General features: G+C 41.9%; 19 protein-coding genes. 13 read left to right on the top strand and 6 right to left on the bottom strand.

Features of this window, described 5'->3' with window-relative positions; genetic code table 11:
- The first annotated feature begins 19 nt into the window (after window positions 1–19).
- Window positions 20–730: a sulfurtransferase-like selenium metabolism protein YedF gene (gene yedF / locus LBC_RS07575; RefSeq protein WP_221253834.1), complete on the top strand. Its 711-nt coding sequence runs from the start codon at window positions 20–22 to the stop codon at window positions 728–730.
- Between the two features lie 56 nt (window positions 731–786).
- Complete coding sequence (selD, locus tag LBC_RS07580; protein WP_409240997.1) at window positions 787–1,752, top strand: selenide, water dikinase SelD; 966 nt, start codon at window positions 787–789, stop codon at window positions 1,750–1,752.
- Between the two features lie 465 nt (window positions 1,753–2,217).
- On the opposite strand, the gene LBC_RS07585 is transcribed toward selD, so the two are convergent.
- Genes LBC_RS07585 through LBC_RS07600 form a run of 4 tightly spaced genes read right to left on the bottom strand, consistent with a single transcriptional unit; the run spans window position 2,218 to window position 6,411 of the window.
- Entirely contained in the window at window positions 2,218–3,357 is a 1,140-nt protein-coding gene (locus LBC_RS07585) for a glycosyltransferase (protein WP_221253836.1), read from the bottom strand.
- Complete coding sequence (locus LBC_RS07590; RefSeq protein ID WP_221253837.1) at window positions 3,354–4,436, bottom strand: glycosyltransferase family 9 protein; 1,083 nt, start codon at window positions 4,434–4,436, stop codon at window positions 3,354–3,356. Before LBC_RS07590 ends, LBC_RS07585 begins: the two co-directional genes overlap by 4 nt.
- The gene (locus tag LBC_RS07595) at window positions 4,433–5,485 is read right to left on the bottom strand and encodes a glycosyltransferase family 4 protein (RefSeq protein ID WP_221253838.1); all 1,053 of its coding nucleotides are present in this window, start codon (window positions 5,483–5,485) and stop codon (window positions 4,433–4,435) included. The genes LBC_RS07590 and LBC_RS07595 overlap by 4 nt, the downstream gene beginning before the upstream one ends.
- Window positions 5,482–6,411, bottom strand: coding sequence for a glycosyltransferase family 9 protein (locus LBC_RS07600; protein ID WP_221253839.1), 930 nt, complete (start codon window positions 6,409–6,411; stop codon window positions 5,482–5,484). Before LBC_RS07600 ends, LBC_RS07595 begins: the two co-directional genes overlap by 4 nt.
- 64 nt (window positions 6,412–6,475) lie before the next feature.
- On the opposite strand from LBC_RS07600, the gene LBC_RS07605 reads away from it, so the two are divergent.
- From LBC_RS07605 to dapE, 6 genes are read left to right on the top strand one after another with little or no spacing between them, the layout of a single operon-like run.
- The gene (locus tag LBC_RS07605) at window positions 6,476–7,516 is read left to right on the top strand and encodes a glycosyltransferase family 4 protein (RefSeq protein ID WP_221253840.1); all 1,041 of its coding nucleotides are present in this window, start codon (window positions 6,476–6,478) and stop codon (window positions 7,514–7,516) included.
- A 19-nt stretch (window positions 7,517–7,535) separates the two neighbouring features.
- Entirely contained in the window at window positions 7,536–8,846 is a 1,311-nt protein-coding gene (murC, locus tag LBC_RS07610) for a UDP-N-acetylmuramate--L-alanine ligase (protein ID WP_221253841.1), read from the top strand.
- Window positions 8,843–9,211, top strand: a complete 369-nt coding sequence (locus LBC_RS07615; protein WP_221253842.1) for a hypothetical protein — start codon at window positions 8,843–8,845, stop codon at window positions 9,209–9,211. The genes murC and LBC_RS07615 overlap by 4 nt, the downstream gene beginning before the upstream one ends.
- Window positions 9,201–11,408 carry an endonuclease MutS2 gene (locus LBC_RS07620; protein WP_221253843.1) on the top strand — a complete coding sequence of 736 codons (2,208 nt, stop codon included), beginning with the start codon at window positions 9,201–9,203 and terminating at the stop codon, window positions 11,406–11,408. Before LBC_RS07615 ends, LBC_RS07620 begins: the two co-directional genes overlap by 11 nt.
- A 46-nt stretch (window positions 11,409–11,454) precedes the next feature.
- Window positions 11,455–13,428: an EAL domain-containing protein gene (locus LBC_RS07625; protein WP_221253844.1), complete on the top strand. Its 1,974-nt coding sequence runs from the start codon at window positions 11,455–11,457 to the stop codon at window positions 13,426–13,428.
- Window positions 13,415–14,581 carry a succinyl-diaminopimelate desuccinylase gene (gene dapE / locus LBC_RS07630; protein ID WP_221253845.1) on the top strand — a complete coding sequence of 389 codons (1,167 nt, stop codon included), beginning with the start codon at window positions 13,415–13,417 and terminating at the stop codon, window positions 14,579–14,581. The genes LBC_RS07625 and dapE overlap by 14 nt, the downstream gene beginning before the upstream one ends.
- Before the next feature lie 1,431 nt (window positions 14,582–16,012).
- Here dapE and LBC_RS07635 read toward each other — a convergent pair.
- The gene (locus LBC_RS07635; RefSeq protein WP_221253846.1) at window positions 16,013–16,321 is read right to left on the bottom strand and encodes a c-type cytochrome; all 309 of its coding nucleotides are present in this window, start codon (window positions 16,319–16,321) and stop codon (window positions 16,013–16,015) included.
- 87 nt (window positions 16,322–16,408) lie between these two features.
- On the opposite strand from LBC_RS07635, the gene gmhB reads away from it, so the two are divergent.
- The 5 genes from gmhB to LBC_RS07660 are packed head-to-tail and all read left to right on the top strand — an operon-like array spanning window position 16,409 to window position 20,607.
- Window positions 16,409–16,924, top strand: a complete 516-nt coding sequence (gene gmhB, locus LBC_RS07640; RefSeq protein ID WP_221253847.1) for a D-glycero-beta-D-manno-heptose 1,7-bisphosphate 7-phosphatase — start codon at window positions 16,409–16,411, stop codon at window positions 16,922–16,924.
- Entirely contained in the window at window positions 16,921–17,910 is a 990-nt protein-coding gene (gene rfaD / locus LBC_RS07645) for an ADP-glyceromanno-heptose 6-epimerase (protein WP_221253848.1), read from the top strand. The genes gmhB and rfaD overlap by 4 nt, the downstream gene beginning before the upstream one ends.
- Complete coding sequence (gene rfaE1 / locus LBC_RS07650) at window positions 17,907–19,301, top strand: D-glycero-beta-D-manno-heptose-7-phosphate kinase (protein WP_221253849.1); 1,395 nt, start codon at window positions 17,907–17,909, stop codon at window positions 19,299–19,301. Before rfaD ends, rfaE1 begins: the two co-directional genes overlap by 4 nt.
- Window positions 19,288–19,854 carry a D-sedoheptulose 7-phosphate isomerase gene (gene gmhA, locus LBC_RS07655; RefSeq protein ID WP_221253850.1) on the top strand — a complete coding sequence of 189 codons (567 nt, stop codon included), beginning with the start codon at window positions 19,288–19,290 and terminating at the stop codon, window positions 19,852–19,854. The genes rfaE1 and gmhA overlap by 14 nt, the downstream gene beginning before the upstream one ends.
- A gap of 15 nt (window positions 19,855–19,869) precedes the next feature.
- Complete coding sequence (locus LBC_RS07660) at window positions 19,870–20,607, top strand: tetratricopeptide repeat protein (protein ID WP_221253851.1); 738 nt, start codon at window positions 19,870–19,872, stop codon at window positions 20,605–20,607.
- Between the two features lie 286 nt (window positions 20,608–20,893).
- Here the strand turns inward: LBC_RS07660 and LBC_RS07665 are convergent, their stop codons facing one another.
- A complete protein-coding gene (locus LBC_RS07665) occupies window positions 20,894–21,610 on the bottom strand; it encodes a M15 family metallopeptidase (RefSeq protein ID WP_221253852.1) in 717 nt (238 codons plus the stop codon).
- Window positions 21,611–21,615 lie beyond the last annotated feature (5 nt).

Here is a 21,615-nt window from a genome sequence, read left to right on the forward strand (position 1 = left end):
AAAATTCTAAAGGCAAAATATGAGGATTGATTGTAAAGGGCTTGAGTGTCCCCAACCAGTAATACATACTAAAAAAGCTCTTGAGGGCATGGCTGTTGGCGAGTGGCTAGAGATTGAGATAAACTCCAAAATAGTGCTAGAAAATGTGCTTAAGTTTATAAACTATTCTGGCTATGAAGCAAGCGTAGATAAAGTAGATGAAAATAGCGAGATTTGTATCATAAAAGTGCAAAAAACTGATGGTACAGGGCACACCGCTCCACTATCGGCTAAGCCATCAGAAAAATCAAACATATCCACCCAAAATAGGCTAAATAGTGATAGCATAGACCTAACCCTAGCACCACACGAAGAAGTCAGCCTAGAGCCAAAACCTCAATCAAAGCTAACCCATAGCGCAAGGAAAAAAGTCATCTACCTAAACGATGATAGAGCAGGAAACGGAGAGGTCGGACTTAGCTTGCTTGCAAAGCTGCTTAGCTCGTTTGCTTTACTAAGCGAGCATATAGAGGCGGTCGCTTGCGTAAATAATGGCGTTTTTGTAAGCACGACACGCTCTCACCCAGCCCTAGCCTCACTAAAAGAACTAGAGCAAAAAGGTGTGCGCATAATAAGCTGTGGTGCGTGCCTTACAAGCTATAAATTAACTGATAAAGTCCTAGTCGGAGAGATAGGTAACGCCTACGAAATAGCGCAACTTTTAGTCGAATTTGATGAGATAAAGCTATGAATTATCGCAACATGGGGCTACTTAAGCACGTACGCACCTCTGGCTGAGCTGCAAAAATAGACCCGTCGGGTCTTTACAAAGCCGTAGCAGGGCTAGATATGAGCCACCCTAAAATCCTAACTGGCACCAAAAATAGCGAGGACGCTAGCGTATTTGCCATAGATGACAAACTAGCCATAGTCCAGACGCTTGATTACATCACGCCAGTTGTGGATGATCCTTACATCTACGGACAAATAGCCGCAGCAAATGCGCTAAGTGATTGCTTTGCCATGGGGGCAAACGCCATAACAGCGCTGAATATCCTAGGCTTTGATGAGTGCCATTTTGATAGCGAAATAGCAAATGAAATAATGGCTGGAGGGGCTAGCAAAATACGCGAGTGCGGGGCTGCGCTAGTAGGCGGACACAGCACAAGCTCACCTGAGATGTTTTATGGCTTAAGCGTAACAGGGATAGCCAAAAATGGCAAATTTTGGGCAAATAATACCGCTAAAATCGATGATGTATTAATCCTTACAAAGCCGCTTGGATTTGGCGTGCTAGCCACTGCGATAAAGGCAGGACTCGCCAAAAACGTACAGATAAAAGAGGCAAGTAGGCTAATGAGCCAGCTAAACTACTACGCCCTAGCTGCGCTTAGTGAGATAAACGTAAACGCTTGCACGGATGTTACAGGCTTTGGACTGTTGGGGCATCTTTACGAAATGACGCGAGATGAGATTAGCGTAGAATTAAGCTTAAAAGATATTCCACTGCTTTTAAGCGCACAGGAGTTTAGCGCCATGGGGCTAATCCCTGAGGGCAGCTATAAAAACCGAGAATTTGTAAGCGAGTTTGTAAGTGGCGAGGCCGACATGCTACTTTATGACGCACAAACCTCAGGTGGACTACTAATTGCAGTATCACAAAAAGACGCTAACATCGCACTAAAAAAGCTAAAAGAAGCAGGCTACGAACATAGCGCAATAATCGCCCACATCACAAAAAGCTATAGCAAAGAAAAAATACGAGTGGTTTGAATTTAAAGCTAAGTTAAAAATACCAAAAAGCCACAATTTTATAAAAAAACCAAATAATTTTTGTAGCTTTTATTATCCTTTAGTGTCTATAAATTCACGATAATTAACTTTATCTTTTAGCTAACTATTAAATTTTATCTTATTCTCGAGCCTTTTTATAATGCACTTTATCTATAATTTTAAAGAGATATACTTTTTATCAAATGAAATCATTTTAAAACAGTGTCATTTAATATTATTAAAAGCTGTTTATTTGGGCTTTATATACTTTTAAAACAACATAAATTTAAAAGCTTTTGGAACATATTTAGGATAAAAACGGACATTTTGGGATTATATGGATTTTTTTATTTAAATTTTACTACGTTTCTTAATTATAAATGGTCTTTAATATTATTAGACAAATTGTTTAAAAATAACATATTTTTTAATATTTTCTCAAGAAAGCTAGTTATAAAACTCTATCTAAGCCAGTCCCAAATCCTTATAAACTCTAACAACCCCATCTTTATACGTACGTAGGCTAAAAGCCTCTATGACACCCTTATCTGGTGATTTTATAAGTGGCTTTAGGGTGCTTAAAAGCTCACTTAAGGCTTGCGAAGTTCTTTTACATAGATGAAATTTATCCTTATTTGTGCAAAGTGCACGTATCTCACGAGCCACTGCAATGTCTGAAAACACTACACCAAGTCCACAAGAGAGCGCCTCAATCACTACCCTAGGCAGCCCCTCATCGCTAGAAAATCCAAGCAGATAATCAGCCGCCTTGTAAGCCTCGCTCATATCACTCACAAAGCCAAGCTCTCTCGCTACGCCAAGTTCTTTTAGCTTACTAAGCTTTGCTTCTGCGCTAGGGCTTAGTTTTCCACTGCCGGCTAAAAGCAGGAGTAAATCGTCTCTTTTGCATTCCAAAAATGCCTCAAAAACCAGCTCGTGTCCCTTTAGCTCGAGATAGTTTGCCGCCATTAAAAGCGTGATTTTGCCGCTATTTGCACACTCTTTTGTGGCTGTGGTGTCTTGGTTAGATTTTGTGTCTTGGGCTAATATTGCTGGGTTATAGATGACGCATTTTGGTATTTTTATCTGTGCGTTGTAAAACTCATAAGTCGCATTTGAAACGCAAATAGGCATAAATTTAAGCCCACCCAAAATCTCAAGCTTAAACGGCTCAATGGTAGCGTTTTTGCGCAAGTGCTGAATTACTGGTATATCTAGCACATTTGCGGCACTAAGGTAGGCTAGGTTTGTGCTAAAGTGATTGTTTAAATGCACCGCATCTGGAGAGATTTCACGCAAAAGCGAGAGCGCAAATTTAAAATCAAGCTCATATTGCGCTTTTTGCACCGCTTGTTTGTTAACAAGGCGCAAAATCTCTTTTTTAAATTTATTAAGTTTTGGCTTTGGTTTAAAGCGTATAAACTCCACTCCAAGCTCAGTTAAAACATCACTTATTTGCCTATTTTCTGGGGTTTTGTAGTCATTTTCAAAGTATGCAAGCAGTCGTACCGCCCCCCATTTTCTTAATTCTGAAATTAGCGCAATTAGGCTTTTGCTCCCACCGCCGAACTCAAGTCCAGTATCTATAAAAAACACACTTTTCATATAAATTTAACCGCCTTCTCATATACCTCTGCCGCGCTAATTTGCAGCATACACTCTGCGTATTTACAGGATTTTCCTATGCAAGGAGTGCAGGTTCTTGGCTTTTGCACGTAGGGGTGGATGTCCGGATTTAGCGGTGGGTTTGTGCTTTTTGGTTCACCAGCCACAAAAAGCCCAATTGTCGGCGTATCAAGAGCCGCCGCAATATGCAAAGGACCAGTATCAGGCGTGATTAAAAGATCAAGGCTTCCTATTAGCGCAGCAGCTGAGCGAATATCAAGCCTGCCAGCTGCGTTTAATACTCTATCTTGTGCGCCTTGCTTTGCTAGTTCACGCTCTAATGGCTCAGTGAGAATGCGTTCTTTTGGGCTCCCTGTTAGGACTATTTTTACATTTTTATGCTCTAAAAGCAGCCTAGCTAGCTCTATCCAGCGGCTTAAAAACCACTGCCTTGATATCGTGCTAGCCCCCATTTGCAACCCTACTAGCTTTTGCCCTGGCTTTTTGTCTAAAAGCTGTGCCGCATTTTCATACTCTTTTTTACTTAAATAAAGGTGCATTTTTACATCATCAGAGCTAATGCCTAAAAAATTTAAATAAGCCAGCTTGTTATAGACTATGTAGCGTTGAGTGGGCTTTAGCGGCTGGTGTGCGCTGTGCCAGTGGTTAAATTCATTTTTTACTAGCTTTATTATGTATTTTGCGCCACTTAATACGGCTAATGGAGTGGCTTGTGGCTCGTTTGAGTGCAGGATAAAAACAGCATCTATTTGCATTTTTCTTAGCTTTCGTGCTGCGTTTATAAAGCCTTTCCAGCGTCCGTTGTAAAGCACGATTTCATCGATATTTGGGTCATCTTTAAAAAGCATAGCATTTGCTGGATTTAAAATGGCTATGATTTTTATATCGGGGCGAGCGTGCTTTAGCGCATACCAAACAGGTGTGTTAAAAAGCGTATCACCGATTGCTGTATTGCTAAGGCAGCAGATGGTTTTTACGCTTTGGGGTATTTTGCCGTCTAGCTTTTTTACCTTGTGATTTTTGATTAAAAGTTTTATTAGTTTTTCTCTTATATTCACTTTTTAAGCCCTTTATAAAGCTCGGCTGTTTTATTAGCCATCGCTTCTATGCTAAAGCCCTCTTTTACGTACTCTCTGCCAAACTCGCCCATATTTTTGCGAAGTTTCTCATCATCGCAAAGCCTCTTTAGCGCCGTTTCAAGCCCCTTTTCATCGTCAAAAAGCAGTCCACTCTCGCCCTCTTTTATCGCCTCTGGTATGCCGCCCACTCTCGCTCCCACGCAGGCTACACCGCAGCTTGCAGCCTCAAGTAGCGCAGTGCCAAGCGCCTCCATACGAGAGGGCAGCACAAATATATCAAGGCTTCCCAGCCAGCTTGCCACGTCGTCCCTGTTTCCAAGCATATAGACGTTGCCTATTTTTTGGGCTAGCGGCTTTAAATTTGGCATTTGTGGGCCATCTCCGGCTATGATTAGGGCGGTGTTTGGGTTTGTTTTTGCTAATGTAGCAAAGACGCTTACTAGCATACTCACACGTTTTGCTTCTCGTAATACCGCCACGCAGCCTATGGCCACGCAGTCGCTTTTTAAGCCAAGCTCCGCTTTTATGTCGTGCGTGAAATTTGGCGAATATTTTTGCGTGTCAACGCCGGTGTGAATGACGCTAATCTTATCCGCCCTTACGCCTTTTTGCACAAGTGCGCTCTTTGTTGCACTACTAACGGCTACGACGTGGGTGCTTAGGTTATAGCTTAGAGGGTTTGAGATGGGGGTTTGCAGATGGCGAGTGCGCACGACTGGCGTGCGGGTAATGAGCCCCACAATAGTGCCTATTATGCCGTCTTTGCCTGAGTGCGTGGCTATTAAATTTATGCCATTTTTGCGCACAAAACGCGCTATGCAAAAGATTTCTAAAACGTTATAACTGCGCTTTAGATTAAATTTAACAAACTCACACTTTACCGGCTTTTCAAGGCTCTTTGCGCCGTCATTTAGCCCGTAATAAAACTCAAACTCCCCGCTTTTTGCAAGCTCGTTTATCACGCGCTCGGTGCGGTGTTCTTGCCCTCCAAAGCCAAGACTGCTTTCAAGTTCTAGCACTTTTATCATTTAAATAGCTCCCTAGCAGTTTTTAACACATCATCTACGCTAACATCATTGGCCACGTGGCTATCGGGCTGTAATACTTGCATATTTTTACCAAGCGGCTTCCAGCGAATTTGATTAGCAAGCCCAAGTATCACAATAAGCGGCAGCATACCGCCACGAAGTGCCGCCCCAGCGTGCATAAGTCCACCATCTAGCACCACAAATCCCCTTGCGCTATTTAGGTAGCTAGCCAGCTCAAAAAGACTCTTTGTCGCCAAAAACTCGCCACCGCCAAGCCTAGCCACCTGCTTGCCAAACTCCGCGCTTTCTGCCGTTATTATAAGCTTAAACTCGGCCGCCAAGCCCTTTGCTATGGCGGCGGCTTTTTCTAGGCTTAGCTGGTCTTTTTCTAGCCTAGAACCGGCGTGAAAAAAGACGTAATCTTTAAATTTATCGCTCTCGTTTTGGGGGATTAAAAGGCTATTTTCTCCGCCATCTTTTGCCCCAAGAGGAGCTAAAAGGGCGTAGCAGATGTCTCTTTCGTGAATGTTTTTTACAATTTCAATCTGATGATTTACTGGGCTTGGCGAGTTTTTTATGCCTATGCATAGCTTTGCCCCAGCCGCCCTAGCCCAAAGCCCAGCGTGACGAGAAAATCCAGACCGAAGTATCACCGCAGCGTCGTATTTTTCTTTTCTTATTTTAATTAGCAGTTTTAGCTTATTAAAAAGTGCTAATGTTTTTTTAAAGATGCCTTTTACGTGCTTGCTTTTTGTGTAAACTAGCACGTTATTAACAAATGGATTTTTATGCATTACGGGCGCATTTAGCGAGTTTACCACGATGTCTATTTGGGCGTTTGGGTTTGCCTTTCTTAGCGCCTCGATGGCCGGGGTGGAGCAGATTAGATCACCGATATTGTCATTTCTTATTAATAAAATTTTCACAGTTTTTACCTTAAAAATGGTTGATTATAGCTTTAATTTATTGAAAAATAGGTAAAATTATGCCATGCAGAAAAAAATAGTATTTTTAAGACTAAATCCAAACGCAACTGGTGGGGCGGAGCATTATTTATTGCGGCTAAAAGAGGCTCTATCTCAGGCTAAAACAGCCTCAAGCATTCGCAGATATAGCGGCAAAAAGTGGCTTTCAAGCTGGATAAAGGCTCTGATTTTTAATGCCCAAGCAAGGCGGGCAAAGGCAAATGATGAGCTATATTTTAGCCTTGAGCGCATTGATAGTGCGGATATTTACAGGGCAGGTGACGGGGTGCATAAAATTTATCGCCAAAGCAAAAAGCTGTGGTGGCTAAATCCCCTAAACTTCGTCTACCCCTACCTTGAAAAACGCTGCTTTAACAATGCTAAAATAATAATTGCAAACTCAAATTTCATCGCTCGCCAAATCACCGAGGCTTACGGCATAAGCAGGGAAAAAATAAGCGTAATTTATAACGGCGTAAAGATACCTAGTGCGGTGGATAAAATGGGCTCAAAAAAGGCTCTTTGCGATGAGCTGGGGCTAGATAGTGAATTGCCTATTTTGCTTTTTGTGGGAAGCGGCTTTAAACGAAAGGGTGTAAGCGAGTTACTTTTTATTTCAAAAGCCCTAAACGAGCTTAAATTTAAGCATAATTTAATAATAATCGGTAAGGATAAACGCTTAAAAAGCTATGAAAAAATGGCAAACAAGCTTGAGGTAAAGGCTAAATTTATGGGCGAGCGCAAAGATGTCGCACGCTTTTATGAGGCTTCTGAGGCGTTTATTTTTCCTACGCTTTATGAGCCGTTTAGTAATGTAATTTTAGAGGCTTTAAGCTATGGCTGCATAAGCCTAAGCACCACGCAAAATGGTGCCAGTGAAATACTACCTAAAGAGTGGGTGTTAAGCGCGGATAGCCTTAATGACGCTAGGTTAATAATTAAGGCTCTAAGCGAAAATAAAGCGCAAGAGGCGCAAGAAATAGCAGCAAAATACACAATAGAAAAAAACGCTTTACAAACTTTAAGCCTCATAAACGACGTGCTTAAGGCTAATATGTTAAAATAGCTATTAAAAAAGGATAAATTTGAGTAAAAAAGTACATTTTATCGGCATTGGCGGCATTGGCATATCCGCTATTGCTAGATTTTTAAAAGAAAAAGGCTACGAGATAAGCGGCTCTGACATAGCCCAAAGTAGCACCACAAAAGAGCTAGCCACTAGCGGTATAAAAGTCATCACCCCGCACGACGCAGATTGCGTGGCTGGGGCGGATATAGTGGTGTATTCAGCAGCAATTAAGCCTGATAATCCTGAGCTAGTGCGTGCAAAAGAGCTAGGCATCGCCACCCTAAGCCGCAAAGAAGCCCTGCCTATGGTGCTTGAAGGCAAGCGAGTTTTTGCCGTAGCTGGAGCTCACGGTAAAAGCACCACCTCAGCTATGCTTTCAAGCCTGATTGAAGGCTCAAGCATAATAGGCGCGATTAGCAAGCAATTTGGCTCAAATATGCGCTACGAGCCCAGCCCAAACGTCATCTTTGAAGCAGACGAGAGTGATAGCAGTTTTTTAAACTCAAACCCCTACCTAGCTATCGTAACCAACGCCGAGCCTGAGCATATGGAGCATTATGATTACGACATAGAGCGGTTTTATGCGGCGTATCGGGGCTTTATCGAGCGTGCGCAGGTGCGAGTGATAAACGCTGAAGATGAGTTTTTAAGCACGCTAAAGCTTGATGCTATTCGCCTTTATCCTAGCGTGGATATTACCGATGTGGCGATGGTAGTGCGTGATTATGAGCCTTACACTAGCTTTAATCTCAAAGGACTTGGGCGATTTGAGGCGTATGGTATGGGCTGGCATATCGCCATTGACGCTAGCCTTGCGGTGCTAGCAGCCCTAAATGAAAAGCCCCTGCCTGCCGTGCGAGAGGCGCTTGCTAAATACCGCGGCATAAAAAAGCGATTTGATATTTTAGCGGCTAGTTCAAATTTTGTCTTAATCGATGATTACGCTCATCATCCAACAGAGATTAAAGCCACGCTTAAAAGCGTCTTTGAGTATGCTAGGCTTGTTGGCATTACACACGTTACGGCGATTTTTCAGCCGCACCGCTACACACGCTTAGCGGCTAATATTGAGGGCTTTGTAGAGTGCTTTAATGGCGTGGATAGCCTTGTTATCCTGCCTGTTTATGCCGCTGGAGAGACGCCTGTGCAAATTGATTTAAAGGATAAATTTAAAGAGTATCACCCTATCTTTACTGAGCGTGTGATTAGGAGCGAGAGTGGGGTGGAGTTTAGCGATGAGTTTGGCGTGATAAACCGCCTAAATGACGGCATAGTCATCGGCTTTGGCGCTGGAGATATTAGTGCTATGCTAAGGGGCGATAAATGATACGCTACGCCTTACTTGGAGCTGTTGGTGCGGTTTTATTTATCCTTCTTTTTGCCATGCCACATGAAAAGTTTAGTCTTAAGGGTAAAATTTTTGCGTCGCTTTTTGTGATTTTGCTTATATTTTTTGCTGGCTTTTTTGAGCGGAGTAATGACAGCGAGGCCGCATTTAGACGCGATTTGCTCTTAAAATTTGAACAAGGCGGCAATATAAGATGCGATAAATTTATAATAAATTCTAAAACTTTCAACTACGAATACGGCACCGCTAGCTTTGTAGCAAAGGATAAAAATCACGGCGGAGATGAGGGGTTAGCCGGGGTGAGCGTAGATATACAAAGCTGCGAGGCACGAAGTGAAAAATGAGCTTTTAGGCCAGCTTGATTTAGGCGAGTATTTAGAGCGTTTTAGCTCGTTTTTGGCTAGGCAAAAGGAGCTTTTTATCCCTGGAGACAGCAAGATACACTTTGAGTGTATACTCGAGCTTTCAGAGCATGATTTTAATCCGCCAAATAAGATAAAAGCCCTAAATGATGAGCTAATGCGCCTTAGTAAAAATGGCGTACTTCATGTGAGTGAAATTTATGAATTTGCAAAAATTATCAGCTATTTTAGCTATCTAAAAAAGCTTAAATTCCAAGGCTCGCTCTCACGCTGGCTAGATAAGATTATCCTGCCTGAGGATATGCTACAAATCGCCTCTAGCTTTGATAAAAATGGCGAGCTAAAGGACGAGGTTGACGCTCGCCTTGTTGATTTGCGCCATGCGCTAAAATTAAAAGGCGAGGAAATCGCCACTGCGCTTCGTCAAATAGCCTACTCAAAGTCGCTTTCAAGCTACCTTGTCGATACGCAAATCCACTACATAAATGAAAGTGAAACCCTGCTCGTACGAGGCGGCTTTAACCACGTGCTAAAAGCAAGTATCGTCGCACGCAGTAGTGGCGGACATTTTTACGTCGAGCCTGAGCGTATTGCTACATTAAAGCGTGAACAAAGCAGGCTAAATGATGAAAAGCAGATGATAATTTATGAGCATGCAAAGGCTATGAGTGAGCGCATGAGTAAAGCTTTGGCTTTTCTTAAATTTATAAACGGCGCCTTTGATATTTTTGACGCTTATAGTGCACGTGCGTTAATGGCTAAATCCTTGGATTTGGAGTTTGTCCTGCCAAAGGATAATAGCCGCATAGTGCTAAAAGATTTCGCACATCCAGCACTTAAAAATCCAAAGAGCATAAGCCTTGATTTTAGCAAAAAGGTTCTGCTAATAACAGGCGTAAACGCAGGTGGAAAGTCCATGCTGCTTAAATCAATCATAAGCGCAGCCTTAATGGCAAAATATCTCCTGCCTATGCGAATTAACGCACGCCAGTCGCAAATAGGGGCTTTTAAGGAATTTGACGCGATTATTGAGGATCCACAAAATGTCAAAAACGATATCTCTACATTTGCCGGCAGGATGCTGCATTTTTCACGCCTTTTTAGCAAGCGAGGGCTGCTAATTGGCATTGATGAAATTGAGCTTGGCACTGATTTTGAGGAGGCCGCTAGCCTTTATAGCGTAATAATTGAGCAATTAATCAAAAATGATGTAAAAATAGCCATAACTACCCACCACAAGCGCCTTGCGATGCTGCTAGCCAAAAACGACGAGGTGGAGCTAGTCGCTGCACTTTATGATGAGAGCACTCAAAGACCTAAGTATGAGTTTTTAGAGGGTACGATAGGTAAAAGTTATGCCTTTGAAACTGCTGCAAGATATGGCATAGCGCAAAATTTAGTCGCTAAAGCAAAGGAGCTTTACGGCGAAAATAAGGAAAATTTAAACGAGCTTTTAACAAAAACGATAAATTTAGAAGCCGATTTAAAAGAGCGTATTAAAAGAGTGCAGGCTAAAGAGAGCAAGCTAGATGAGCTAATCTCTGCCCAAAAAGAGGCAAACGAGAGCGAATTTGAGCGTACCAGAGCGATTGTAGCAAGGCTAGAGCGAGAATATAATGAAGCTATAAACGAGGCAAAAAAGGCGATAAATTTAAACAATACCAAAGATAAACAAAGAGCCATAAATGCAGCGAATGAGCGCAAAAAATCGATTGCTAAACCAAAGCAAAGCCTAAATCAAAACGAGCCTATCGCAGTGGGCGATAGCGTAAAATATGGGCTATCAAAGGGCGTGGTGCTAGCTATAAATAAAAAAGAGGCGACGATAAATTCAAACGGCATAAGCCTAAGAGTGCCGCTTTATGCGCTTAAAAAATACCACAATAACGCCCAAAAGCCAGCCCCTAGCGTGAGACTTAGCGTACAAAAGCCAAAAAGTGCTAGCGTAAGCTTAGACCTACACGGACTTAGGGTAGATGAGGCGCTTGAACAGCTAGATAAGTTTATCTCTGATGCACTTTTGGCTGGATTTAGCGAAGTAAGCGTGTTTCACGGTATGGGCACAGGGCGGCTTGCGCGAGCTGTGAGCGAGTTTTTAAAGGCTCATCCAAGTGTAGAGAGCTTTAGCGATGCACCTGCAAATGCGGGTGGATATGGGGCAAAAATAGTCAGGCTTTAAGTAAAAAATGGCTATAATCTTAAAAATAAGTATCGAGTAGGTCATAATGACATCAATCATCAAAAGCACATCTGATATAACTATCACACTTATTACGGCGGTTTTTATATATCTTGCTGCTATGGACGGCGTTATATTTTATTACAAGTACACAAATGCCCTAGACCCAAAGGCCGCCAGCACAGAAGCTGAGGTACGCTTTTACCTTGATAATTACAAAAAAGAGCTAGAGGACATCATAGATAGTAGCTCTCAAATTAGCGATAAAATAGTGGCATATGATCAGATAAATGATAAATTTGGGGAGTATCTTAGTAAATCAGCAGTGAGCGATGTGTACTTATTAAAAGCAAGCGATGGCGGAAATATGAGCGTTATCTCAAGCTATGATAAGAGCATGATAGGAGAGGACGCGAGCTTTCCTGAATGCGGAATAAATACAAGCTCAGACATACTAAAGCTAGCCAAAGGTGGAATGTATTTTTACAAGCAAGTACTGCCTGAAAATCACGTTTTTGTCTGCGCTTTTGAGCCTGTTAGGGGCTATATGCTGGGTATTAAAAATACCTTTAACAAATCATTAAAAGGATTTAGTGACCCTGATTTTAAAGACTGGTTTGTACAAAATTTAAGCCTAACTCTAATAGCCTCAATAATCGGCGTACTTTTAAGCGTTAGCGGATATTTTTGGATATTAAATCGATACTTAAAGCAGCAAAGAAGCTTTGAAAAGACAAAAAAAGAGGACGATGAAAAGATAAGAATCTCAAACACCATGCTCTATCTTGACGATGCTACAGGGTTACTAAATCGTCGTGCGCTTGATAGGGATTTGTCAAATTTTAAATACCCACGCATAGTTATTATTAGCATTGATGATTTTAACAGTATGCAGGAATATTACGGCGATGAAATATGCGATACTGTGCTAGCAAAAATGGCTGAAGTGCTAAAAGAGCTTGCCAAAGAGCACAAAATGAATGCGTACCGCATAGAATATGATAAATTCTGCCTAATGGAAAATACCTACATAGTATCGCTTGATGATTATGAGGAGCTAGCGCAGATGATTATCGACCGCTTTAAAGGGCGCATAATAAATATAGAAAAAGACGACCTAAAAGCAGAGGAGATTGAGGTAAATACCACAATAGGCATGAGCTTAGATGACACGCATACTCTCTTAAAAGCTTACATAGCACTTAAATATGCGACCAAAAACCGCAAAGATTTCGCCTGCTTTTTTAAAGGGCTTAGCAACCCAGATGAGTACATACACCAGATAAAATATAGTAGCATGATTAAAAATGCTATCTTAAATAATACCATATCGCACTTTTATCAGCCTATTTTTGACGCAAACAAGGAGCTTTTGCGCTACGAGCTTTTAGTCAGGCTTGATGATAGCAATGAGCCTGTGCCGCCTATGGAGTTTTTACTAGTGGCTCGTAAAATAAAGCGATATGAGGATTTGCAGCGTTCGATGATAGAGCAGCTAAAGGCAGATATGCTAGAAAAAACTGGGCTTAGCTTTTCTATAAATTTAAACATAGACGACCTGTTTTTGCAAAATATATCAAATGATATTTTAAGCCTAGCAGAGATTGAAGGTGTAGGCAAAAGACTCTTTATAGAGCTAGTGCTAAATGATAAAATCTCCGATATGCCACGCCTTTTAAATTTTACAAACCGCCTAAAAAGCAGAGGAGCGCACATAGTTCTTGATGATTTTGCTGGAGAGTATGGCATGTCTCTTTGGGATATGGCGCTTTTAAAGCCAGAAATCATAAAAATCTCTAGCGTGGTAACTAGAAATATTGATACCGAATTACAAAGCAAGGATATGCTAGGAAGCATAATCAAATTCGCCCACTCAAGCGGTATCCGCGTCGCAGTAAAACACATACACTCAAAAGATGTCTTTGAGGCTTGCAAAAGCCTTGGCGCAGACGAGTATCAGGGCTTTTACCTAGGGCTTGCCTCAAATGGTATGCAGGAGAAAAAATATGGACTTAATTAAAATTTTAACCGAGCTTTTAAGCCGTCCTTCCATAACTCCAGATGATGCTGGTTGCCTTGAGTTTATACGGCGAATTTTGCCATCTTATGAGGCTAGATATGTCGATTTTACAGGCAATGAAAAAGACTACGGTGTTAAAAATTTATGGCTTAGACGCAGGTATGGAAGTGGCGCACATATCGCATTTGCGGGGCATGTGGACGTAGTGCCAGCAGGAAGTGGCTGGGATAGCGAGCCGTTTAATCCCATACAAAAAGATGGCTTTATCTACGGACGCGGCGCACAAGATATGAAAAGTGGGGTGGCGGCTTTTGTCGCGGCTTGCGAGCAGCTTGAAGGATTTATAGCAAGTGGCAAGAGCGAATTTGACGGAACCATCTCGCTTATTCTTACAAGCGATGAGGAGGGCGAGGGCAAGCACGGCACGCTTGAGGTTTTAAATTTAATGAAAAGCGAGGGTGCTTTGCCAGATTTTGCCGTCGTGGCTGAGCCAACTTGCGAAAGCGTACTAGGCGATAGCCTAAAAGTGGGGCGTCGAGGCTCCATAAACGGCAAAATAAGCATAATCGGCAAGCAAGGGCACGCCGCCTATCCAGAAAAATGCGCTAACCCAGCCCACGCCCTAGCCTTGATTTTTGATAAATTTGCCGGCGTGGATTTAGATAGCGGGAGTGAGTTTTTTGCGCCGAGCAAGCTAGTTATTACCGATATTCGCGGCGGCATGGAGGTTACTAACGTAACGCCTGAACGCATTGATATTATGTTTAACGTACGAAACTCAAACCTAACAGATACCGATAAGGTAAGGAGCTTTTTAGAGGCGATTTTAAAAGATTTGGATGAGGGCTTTAGCTATGATTTAAGCTTAAGGGCTGGCTCAAAGCCGTTTTTAACTGATAAAAACTCACTTATAGTGCGTGCTATGAGTGATGTTATTAAGCGCACTTTAGGCGTAACGCCTAGTCTAAACACCAAAGGAGGCACGAGCGACGCGCGCTATTTGTCGGCTTTTGGGGTAGCTTGCGTGGAGTTTGGGGTGATAAATGACCGCATACACGCTATAAATGAGCGAGTAAGCGTCAAGGAAGTAAACGGCTTAAAAGATGTATTTTTAAATTTATTAATCTCGATAGGGCAAAAAAAGCTTAAATAGCGTCTTTTGCTTTTATTTGGTTTTTAAACCAGCTTATCTTGCTTCGCTATTGCGTTAAATTTAAAATTTACTCAGTCGTTACCCATATGATAACTTTAGTCGCAAATTTTAAATCCGCCTTGCCTAGATTTTGCTTCGCTACGCTTGCAACCCGCTGGGTGAGATATTTCGCATTATCCGTTTAAATTTATAAAAACCCTAGCAATTGCAATTTAAAATTTGACGCAGGAAAATTTTAAATGCTAACGATACCGCGGCTTTGAGATTGTTAAATGGAAAGGAGCGACTTCATAAAACAAACGCAGTGCAGTTTCTTAGTGATTTAAACCCTTTCCTCAGCGTAAAATAAAAAGCCGTAACATTAAGTAAACTTAGCCTTTAGTGTAAAAATAAAATTAAACTCAAGTCACAACCCCAACTACGGTTTTACCCCTTTTAACAGTAAAAATAAAGCTTAAATTTATACTACCATACTTCACATATAGCCAGTCAGCACGGAGGAGTCGCCAACTATCGAAATTTAAATTTGTTATAAAACGAATGTAAATAATAGCAATCCATTAAACGTATGGGATGGGGGGGTGGCAGGCGAAGCACGAGATAATTGATTTTATGCGGCTTGCATTGTGTTGCAACTGCTAGCACTACTTACTTTATGTACGCATGGCAACCTCTTACCCTGCTAAGCCGCATACACTCCTGTGTCCTAAATAAAAACGTAGCAAAACTTAGCGAGCATATAGCACCCAACAGGCTACTAGCAAAGCAAAGTAAAAAGCAATGCGAGAGATGGGTAAATATAAAGATAAAGACTTTGTGAAACAAGGTGTAGCCGCAGTTTCTGTGAAAACGAAGTTTCTTCAAAACAAAGTTTATTTAAAAACAAGCGAAGTAAGGTTTATTTAAAATAAGGCGTATCCGCAGTTTTTTACAAAAGCCTTGCTTTATGCACCACTTCGTGATACAAACTCGCCCAGTCTAGGTAAAGCAAAGCGGAAATAAACGCGAGCGAGCATATCGATTCTTGCTGCACAAACCGTTGAACGTGATACGAGCGATGGATAAATAAAAGGAGCAAGATGGCTTCAAATTCTAGCCCCCTTCTTCTTTTTTCTTGACGCAAAACAAAAATCGTATACGAAAATAAAAGCCATAGCGTAAAAATAGGCTCAAATTCAAAAACTAAAAGTGTCTGCGGTTTTACCTATTCTTAAATAACAAAAAGTAAAAATTTAAATTTATACTGGCACGTGTGGGAAGTGTCCGTGGACGAAGTCTAACGGATACGGTACTTATGCAGCTTGTATTGCGTGGCTTAAAGCAAGAACTACGCATTTTAGCGGCTTTTAATTATCCGAAAAATCAAAATGTAAAAATAGAAATTTAAAAAGTATAAAATCAGTAGGAAGCCCCAAAACTGGGGCTAGAGAATTATTTTAGAGTTTGGATATACTCAGCTATAGCTTGCATTTTAGCTTCGTCTAGTCTACCAGCTTGAGCTTTCATCACGCCGCCAAGACCATAAGCATTCTTGCTTCCTGTTTTATACTCGCTTAGAGCTTTTACTATCTCCTCTGCGCTTAAGCTGCTTAGTGCAGGAACTTTGTTTTGGTACTGTTTTTCAGCTTTTGCGCCATGACAGGCTACACAGCTTTTATATAGTTTAGAGCCGTCTTCAGCAGCCATAGCAGCAGTAGCAAACACCCCAAGAACCAATGCAGATGCGATGATTTTTTTCATCTTTTTTTCCTTTAATATGAGTTGATGTTTTGTGATTATAGTGTATTTTTTTAAAAAATTTATTTAAAATAGGTTATAATTTAATCTATGAAAGAAAATTTTAAAAAACCGGCACTTTTCCTAGACCGAGACGGCGTGATAAATAAAGACCTAGGCTACGTTAGTAAGATAGAGGATTTTTGCTTTTGCGATGGAATTTTTGAGGCTTTAGCGGAGTTTGCAGCGGCTGGATATATGCTCGTTGTTGTTACAAATCAATCAGGTATCGGCAGGGGTTATTATAGCCTTAGCGATTTTAACGTGCTAAATGAATATATGCTTGATAGTTTTTGTCAAAATGGCGTAAAAATAGAAAAAGTTTATTATTGTCCGCACTCTCCAGATGAGGCGTGCCAGTGTCGCAAGCCAGCTGCGGGTATGCTTCTTGCAGCCCAAAATGAGCTTAATATAGACATGGCTAAAAGCGTCATGATAGGCGATAAGCAAAGCGATATAGTAGCGGCTACGGCGGCTGGGGTTGGCAGGGCTTATTTGCTTGATAAAAACCCATATGCTAGCGTAATGGATGTGCTAAAAGATATGAAACAAAAAGGAATAATATGAACGCAAAACGAGTGCTAATCACTGGCGCAGCTGGCTTTATCGGCTCTGCGCTGGCGCACCATTTTGATACCCATTATAAAGATATACGAGTGCTTGCACTGGATAAATTTAGAAATAACGAACGCTTTAGTAATGGCAATCTAAAAAGCTTTGGGCATTTTAAAAATCTCCTAGGATTTCGTGGCGAAGTCATAGAAGCTGATATAAATGACCCTAGGACGCTTGAGGTAATTAAAGACTTTGCACCCGATTTAATCTATCACGAGGCGGCGATTTCAGACACCACTGTAAGCGAGCAAGACGAATTAGTCCGCACAAACGTAAATGCGTTTTTAAGTCTTTTAAGCTTATGCGAAAAACTAGGCGCGCATATGGTCTATGCTAGCTCTGGGGCGACTTACGGTAGCGCAAAAGCTCCGCAAAAAGTGGGCGAAGCCGAGGCACCAAATAACGCCTATGGCTTTTCAAAATTAGCCATGGATAACGCCGCTTTAAGCTGGAGTAAACGCACCGGGGGCGTGGCTGTGGGGCTTAGGTATTTTAACGTCTACGGCAAAGGCGAGTTTTTCAAAGAACGTACCGCATCTATGATACTTCAGTTTGGCTTGCAAATTCTAAGAGGCACAGAACCAAAACTCTTTGAGGGAAGTGATAAAATTTATAGAGATTTTGTGTATATTAAAGACATCATACAGGCAAATTTAAAAGCTGCAAATGCCACAAAAAGCGGAGTTTACAACGTAGGCACTGGCGTGGCTAGAAGCTTTAGCGATGTGGTTGATATTTTACAAGCTGAGTTTGGCACAAATCTAAAAAAGAGCTTTATTAAAAATCCTTTTAAAAGCTCGTATCAGTTTCACACCGAGGCCGATATAGCGCCTACTATCCTAGAGCTAGGCTACGCGCCTGAGTATACGCTAGAGCAAGGCATAAAAGACTACGCCGATGAGATACGTAGAATTTATGCGCAGGAGGTGCTTGCATGAGAGTGCTTGTGGTGGGGGATTTGATGATGGATCACTACATTTGGGGGAGTTGTGAGCGCATATCCCCTGAAGCTCCAGTGCAAGTTGTCGCCACTCAAAAACAGAGCAAGCGTCTAGGTGGGGCTGGAAATGTGGTGGCAAACCTCATTGATCTCGGAGCCAACGTAAGCGTAGCTAGCGTGCTAGGCGATGATGCGGTTGGTGATGAGATAGAATCTATGCTGAATAATCTAGGGGCTGATACATCGCTATTACTGCGTGAGAAGGGGCGCATAAGTGGCATAAAAAGCCGTGTGATGGCATCCCATCAACAGGTGGTACGCATAGATAGCGAGAGCGTGGCGGATATTTCTAATGCTAGCGAATTTTGCGAGGCTGTGGCTAAAAGCATTGATAAATTTGATATAGTCCTACTAAGTGATTATGCAAAGGGAGTACTAAGCAAACCAGTTTGCACTGGAGTGATAGCGCTGGCTAAAAAAGCTGGCAAAATGGTGCTAGTTGATCCAAAAGGCAAGGATTACTCAAAATACCGTGGCGCCACGCTCCTTACGCCAAATCGCAAAGAGGCAAGCGAGGCAAGTGGAATAAAAATCACAGACGAAGCTAGCTTAAAAAGTGCGATTACATGGTTAAAAGATGAGATAAATTTAAAATACGGACTTATCACGCTAAGTGAGGAGGGTATAGCCTTGCTTGATGATAAGCCCCACATTTTCCCAGCCATAGCAAAAGAAGTCTTTGACGTAACGGGCGCTGGAGACACCGTCTTAGCGACGCTTGGGTATATGTTAGCTAGTGGCGCAGACATAAAAGAGGCCGTCAGGGTGGCAAATCTAGCTGCAGCCGTAGTCGTGGCAAAGGTAGGCTCAGCCACAGCTAGCTTTAGCGAGATAGAGGAGCTTTTACGAAGTCAGGCAAGCGCTGGCTTTGAGCGTAAGATAAAAAGTGTCACCGAGCTTGAGGCGATACTGGCTCACAGGGGGCAAAAGCGCGTGGTCTTTACAAATGGCTGCTTTGACATACTTCATCCAGGGCATGCACGATATCTCTCAAAAGCACGTGATTTTGGGGATATTTTAATAGTTGGGCTAAACTCAGACGCAAGCGTAAAGCGATTAAAAGGCGAGGCACGCCCTATAAATTCGCAAAACGATAGAGCCTGCTTATTAGCCGCACTTGGCTTTGTGGATTATATCGTCATTTTTGATGAGGATACACCACTTGACCTAATTGCAAAACTTCGTCCAGACGTGCTTGTAAAGGGTGCTGATTATGCTGGCAAAGAGGTCGTGGGAAGTGAGATAGTAGGCGATGTGAGGCTTGTGGAATTTGAAGATGGCAAAAGCACAAGCGGAATAATACAAAGGATAATAGATGCAAATAAATGAGATGATAAAAAATGAAAGAATGGCGCATATAGCGGCCTTTGAAGCAGCAAGCGCACTTGAAGGCGAGCTTATTAGGGCTTGTGAGCTGGTGACGCAGACGCTAAAGCGAGGCGGCAAGGTGCTAATATGTGGCAATGGCGGAAGCGCAGGAGACGCACAGCATTTTGCGGCTGAGCTTACTGGGCGGTACAAAACAGAGCGTCAAGCTCTTGCTGGCATAGCATTAAGTACTGATACTTCAGCTCTCACCGCTATAGGCAACGACTATGGCTTTGAGTTTGTCTTTTCTCGTCAGGTCGAGGCTTTGGGGCGTGAAGGCGATCTGCTCGTCGCAATATCAACAAGCGGAAATAGTCAAAACGTCATTAAAGCCATAGATAGCGCAAGAGGGCTAAAAATGGGTGTTTTAGGGCTTAGTGGCAAGGGTGGAGGCGCGATGAGCGGGCTATGCGATATAAATTTAATCGTCCCAAGCTCTGACACCGCGCGAATACAGGAAAATCACATATTTTTTATCCATACTATCTGCCAAGCGGTAGATATGGCATTTTAGAACGAGGTTTGTGCTATGAGGGGTATTATTTTTGCATTTTTGGCTATCGGCGGCTTGCTATTTGCTGGGGATTTTGAGGAGGCATTAAAGGCTCACGATAGCAAAGAACATCAAAAGGCGGCTATGCTTTTTTCCAAAGCTTGCGATGAGGGCGTAGTGGGGGCTTGCTATAATTTGGCTATACTTTATTACGAGGGACAGGGAGTAGATAAGGACTTTAAGCAAGCAGCCGAGCTTTACAAGAAAGCCTGCGACCTATCAGACGCTGATAGCTGCTATAATCTAGCGCTTTTATACACCACTGGCGAGGGCGTGGAGCAGGACTTTAGCAAGGCAAATGACTATTTTAAAATGGCTTGTAAAGACAATAAAACCGGCGACTGTGCGAAGCTAGGACAGCTTCACGAAAAGGACAAGACATCCCCTGAAGAACATAAACGAGCAGCCGAGCTTTTTAACCATGCTTGCAACGAGGGAAATCCTACTGCATGCGCAAATTTAGGCAGATATTACTCTTTGGGGCTTGGCGTGGCACAAGATGACAAAAAAGCCATGGCTCTATCTAAAAAAGCCTGCGCAAATGGGCATGGAAGCGAGCTTGGATGCTATAATGTGGGGGCAATTTATTACACGAAGTTAAAAAATAAAGACTTGGCTAAAAAATACTTCTCATACGCTTGTGATTTAGGATTTACGCAGGGCTGCGATAGGCTAAATCAGATCGAAAGCGAGCTAAAATCCCCTAGAAAATAGGGGTCATTTTGGCTATAAATTTAAGCCTAGATAGTTAAATTATAGACAAAAATATCAATTTTTACCCCTCCCCATTCTTTTGCAAAATAAGTAAGCAAGCGTCTATTTTAGAGGCTAAATTTAAAATAATTAAAGCTTCTATTTCAAACAAAATTAAATTTTAACTAGTTTTTACACATATTAAGAGATAAACAAACACTTTTAGCTTTAAATTTATTCCATAAAGCTTACTATATTTTAGAGATATTTTAATGAAATTTACACTATTTGCTTAGTACAAGAGTAGCTAAAAATATTCTGGGCGGTACTCAAAGTGCATGGTGTCAAAGTGCTTCCACCTGCCTCCCCAGATAAATTTATGCCGTTCAAAAGCATGCACTATAGCTTGCGGGATCTGGTTTTTGTAGCTTTTACTCCAGCGCCAGTAGCTGCTATATTTGACGTTTATATCGACTGCAATTGCATAGCTATGTGCACTTAGCTGATTTGTGCCAGCTATCTTGCGCCATTTAAATGTGCCACCTATATTTTGTAAAAACTTAGCAAACTCTGGGTTATTTTGCACTAGAGTTTTTAGCTCATTAGCGACCTCTTGCAAGGCTTTGCTGGCGCCATTATTTTTATTAAATTCCACCATATGCCCCAAAAAGTCAACCTTGACCAAATTTGCCCTAACCTCAGCCTCGCTTTTACCATATACTGCGCCTAAAAGCTCGTAGTTTCGGCACCTAGTACTATCATCTAAAGGCGCATTAAGTCCAGCTAGCGCACTGTATGAATTTGCACTCATCATAGCCATTATACTAGCGCTATTTTGACATCCCTCGTCTTGTCTTGTTTTTAACGGTGGGTTATCGCCTAGATTTAGCATTATTTTTTCGCCATTTATTAGTGCATATTGACCTATAATTTTTGCATTATAGCCCTTTTTTAGGGCATTTATAGCTAGATTTTCTGCGTTTAAGCATAGGGCACAGATAAGCAAAATAGCTATTTTTTTCATATTTT

Origin of the sequence: Campylobacter sp. 19-13652 (genome assembly GCF_019702925.1) — a bacterium.
GTDB lineage: Bacteria > Campylobacterota > Campylobacteria > Campylobacterales > Campylobacteraceae > Campylobacter_A.

Coding starts and splice junctions, on each gene's coding strand:
- dapE (WP_221253845.1), top strand. CDS start 13,415: ATGGACTTAATTAAAATTTTAACCGAGCTTTTAAGCCGTCCTTCCATA.
- LBC_RS07595 (WP_221253838.1), bottom strand. CDS start 5,485: ATGATAAAAGTGCTAGAACTTGAAAGCAGTCTTGGCTTTGGAGGGCAA.
- LBC_RS07585 (WP_221253836.1), bottom strand. CDS start 3,357: ATGAAAAGTGTGTTTTTTATAGATACTGGACTTGAGTTCGGCGGTGGG.
- LBC_RS07615 (WP_221253842.1), top strand. CDS start 8,843: ATGATACGCTACGCCTTACTTGGAGCTGTTGGTGCGGTTTTATTTATC.
- rfaE1 (WP_221253849.1), top strand. CDS start 17,907: ATGAGAGTGCTTGTGGTGGGGGATTTGATGATGGATCACTACATTTGG.
- gmhB (WP_221253847.1), top strand. CDS start 16,409: ATGAAAGAAAATTTTAAAAAACCGGCACTTTTCCTAGACCGAGACGGC.
- LBC_RS07635 (WP_221253846.1), bottom strand. CDS start 16,321: ATGAAAAAAATCATCGCATCTGCATTGGTTCTTGGGGTGTTTGCTACT.
- LBC_RS07665 (WP_221253852.1), bottom strand. CDS start 21,610: ATGAAAAAAATAGCTATTTTGCTTATCTGTGCCCTATGCTTAAACGCA.
- LBC_RS07660 (WP_221253851.1), top strand. CDS start 19,870: ATGAGGGGTATTATTTTTGCATTTTTGGCTATCGGCGGCTTGCTATTT.
- rfaD (WP_221253848.1), top strand. CDS start 16,921: ATGAACGCAAAACGAGTGCTAATCACTGGCGCAGCTGGCTTTATCGGC.
- LBC_RS07605 (WP_221253840.1), top strand. CDS start 6,476: ATGCAGAAAAAAATAGTATTTTTAAGACTAAATCCAAACGCAACTGGT.
- LBC_RS07625 (WP_221253844.1), top strand. CDS start 11,455: ATGACATCAATCATCAAAAGCACATCTGATATAACTATCACACTTATT.
- yedF (WP_221253834.1), top strand. CDS start 20: ATGAGGATTGATTGTAAAGGGCTTGAGTGTCCCCAACCAGTAATACAT.
- gmhA (WP_221253850.1), top strand. CDS start 19,288: ATGCAAATAAATGAGATGATAAAAAATGAAAGAATGGCGCATATAGCG.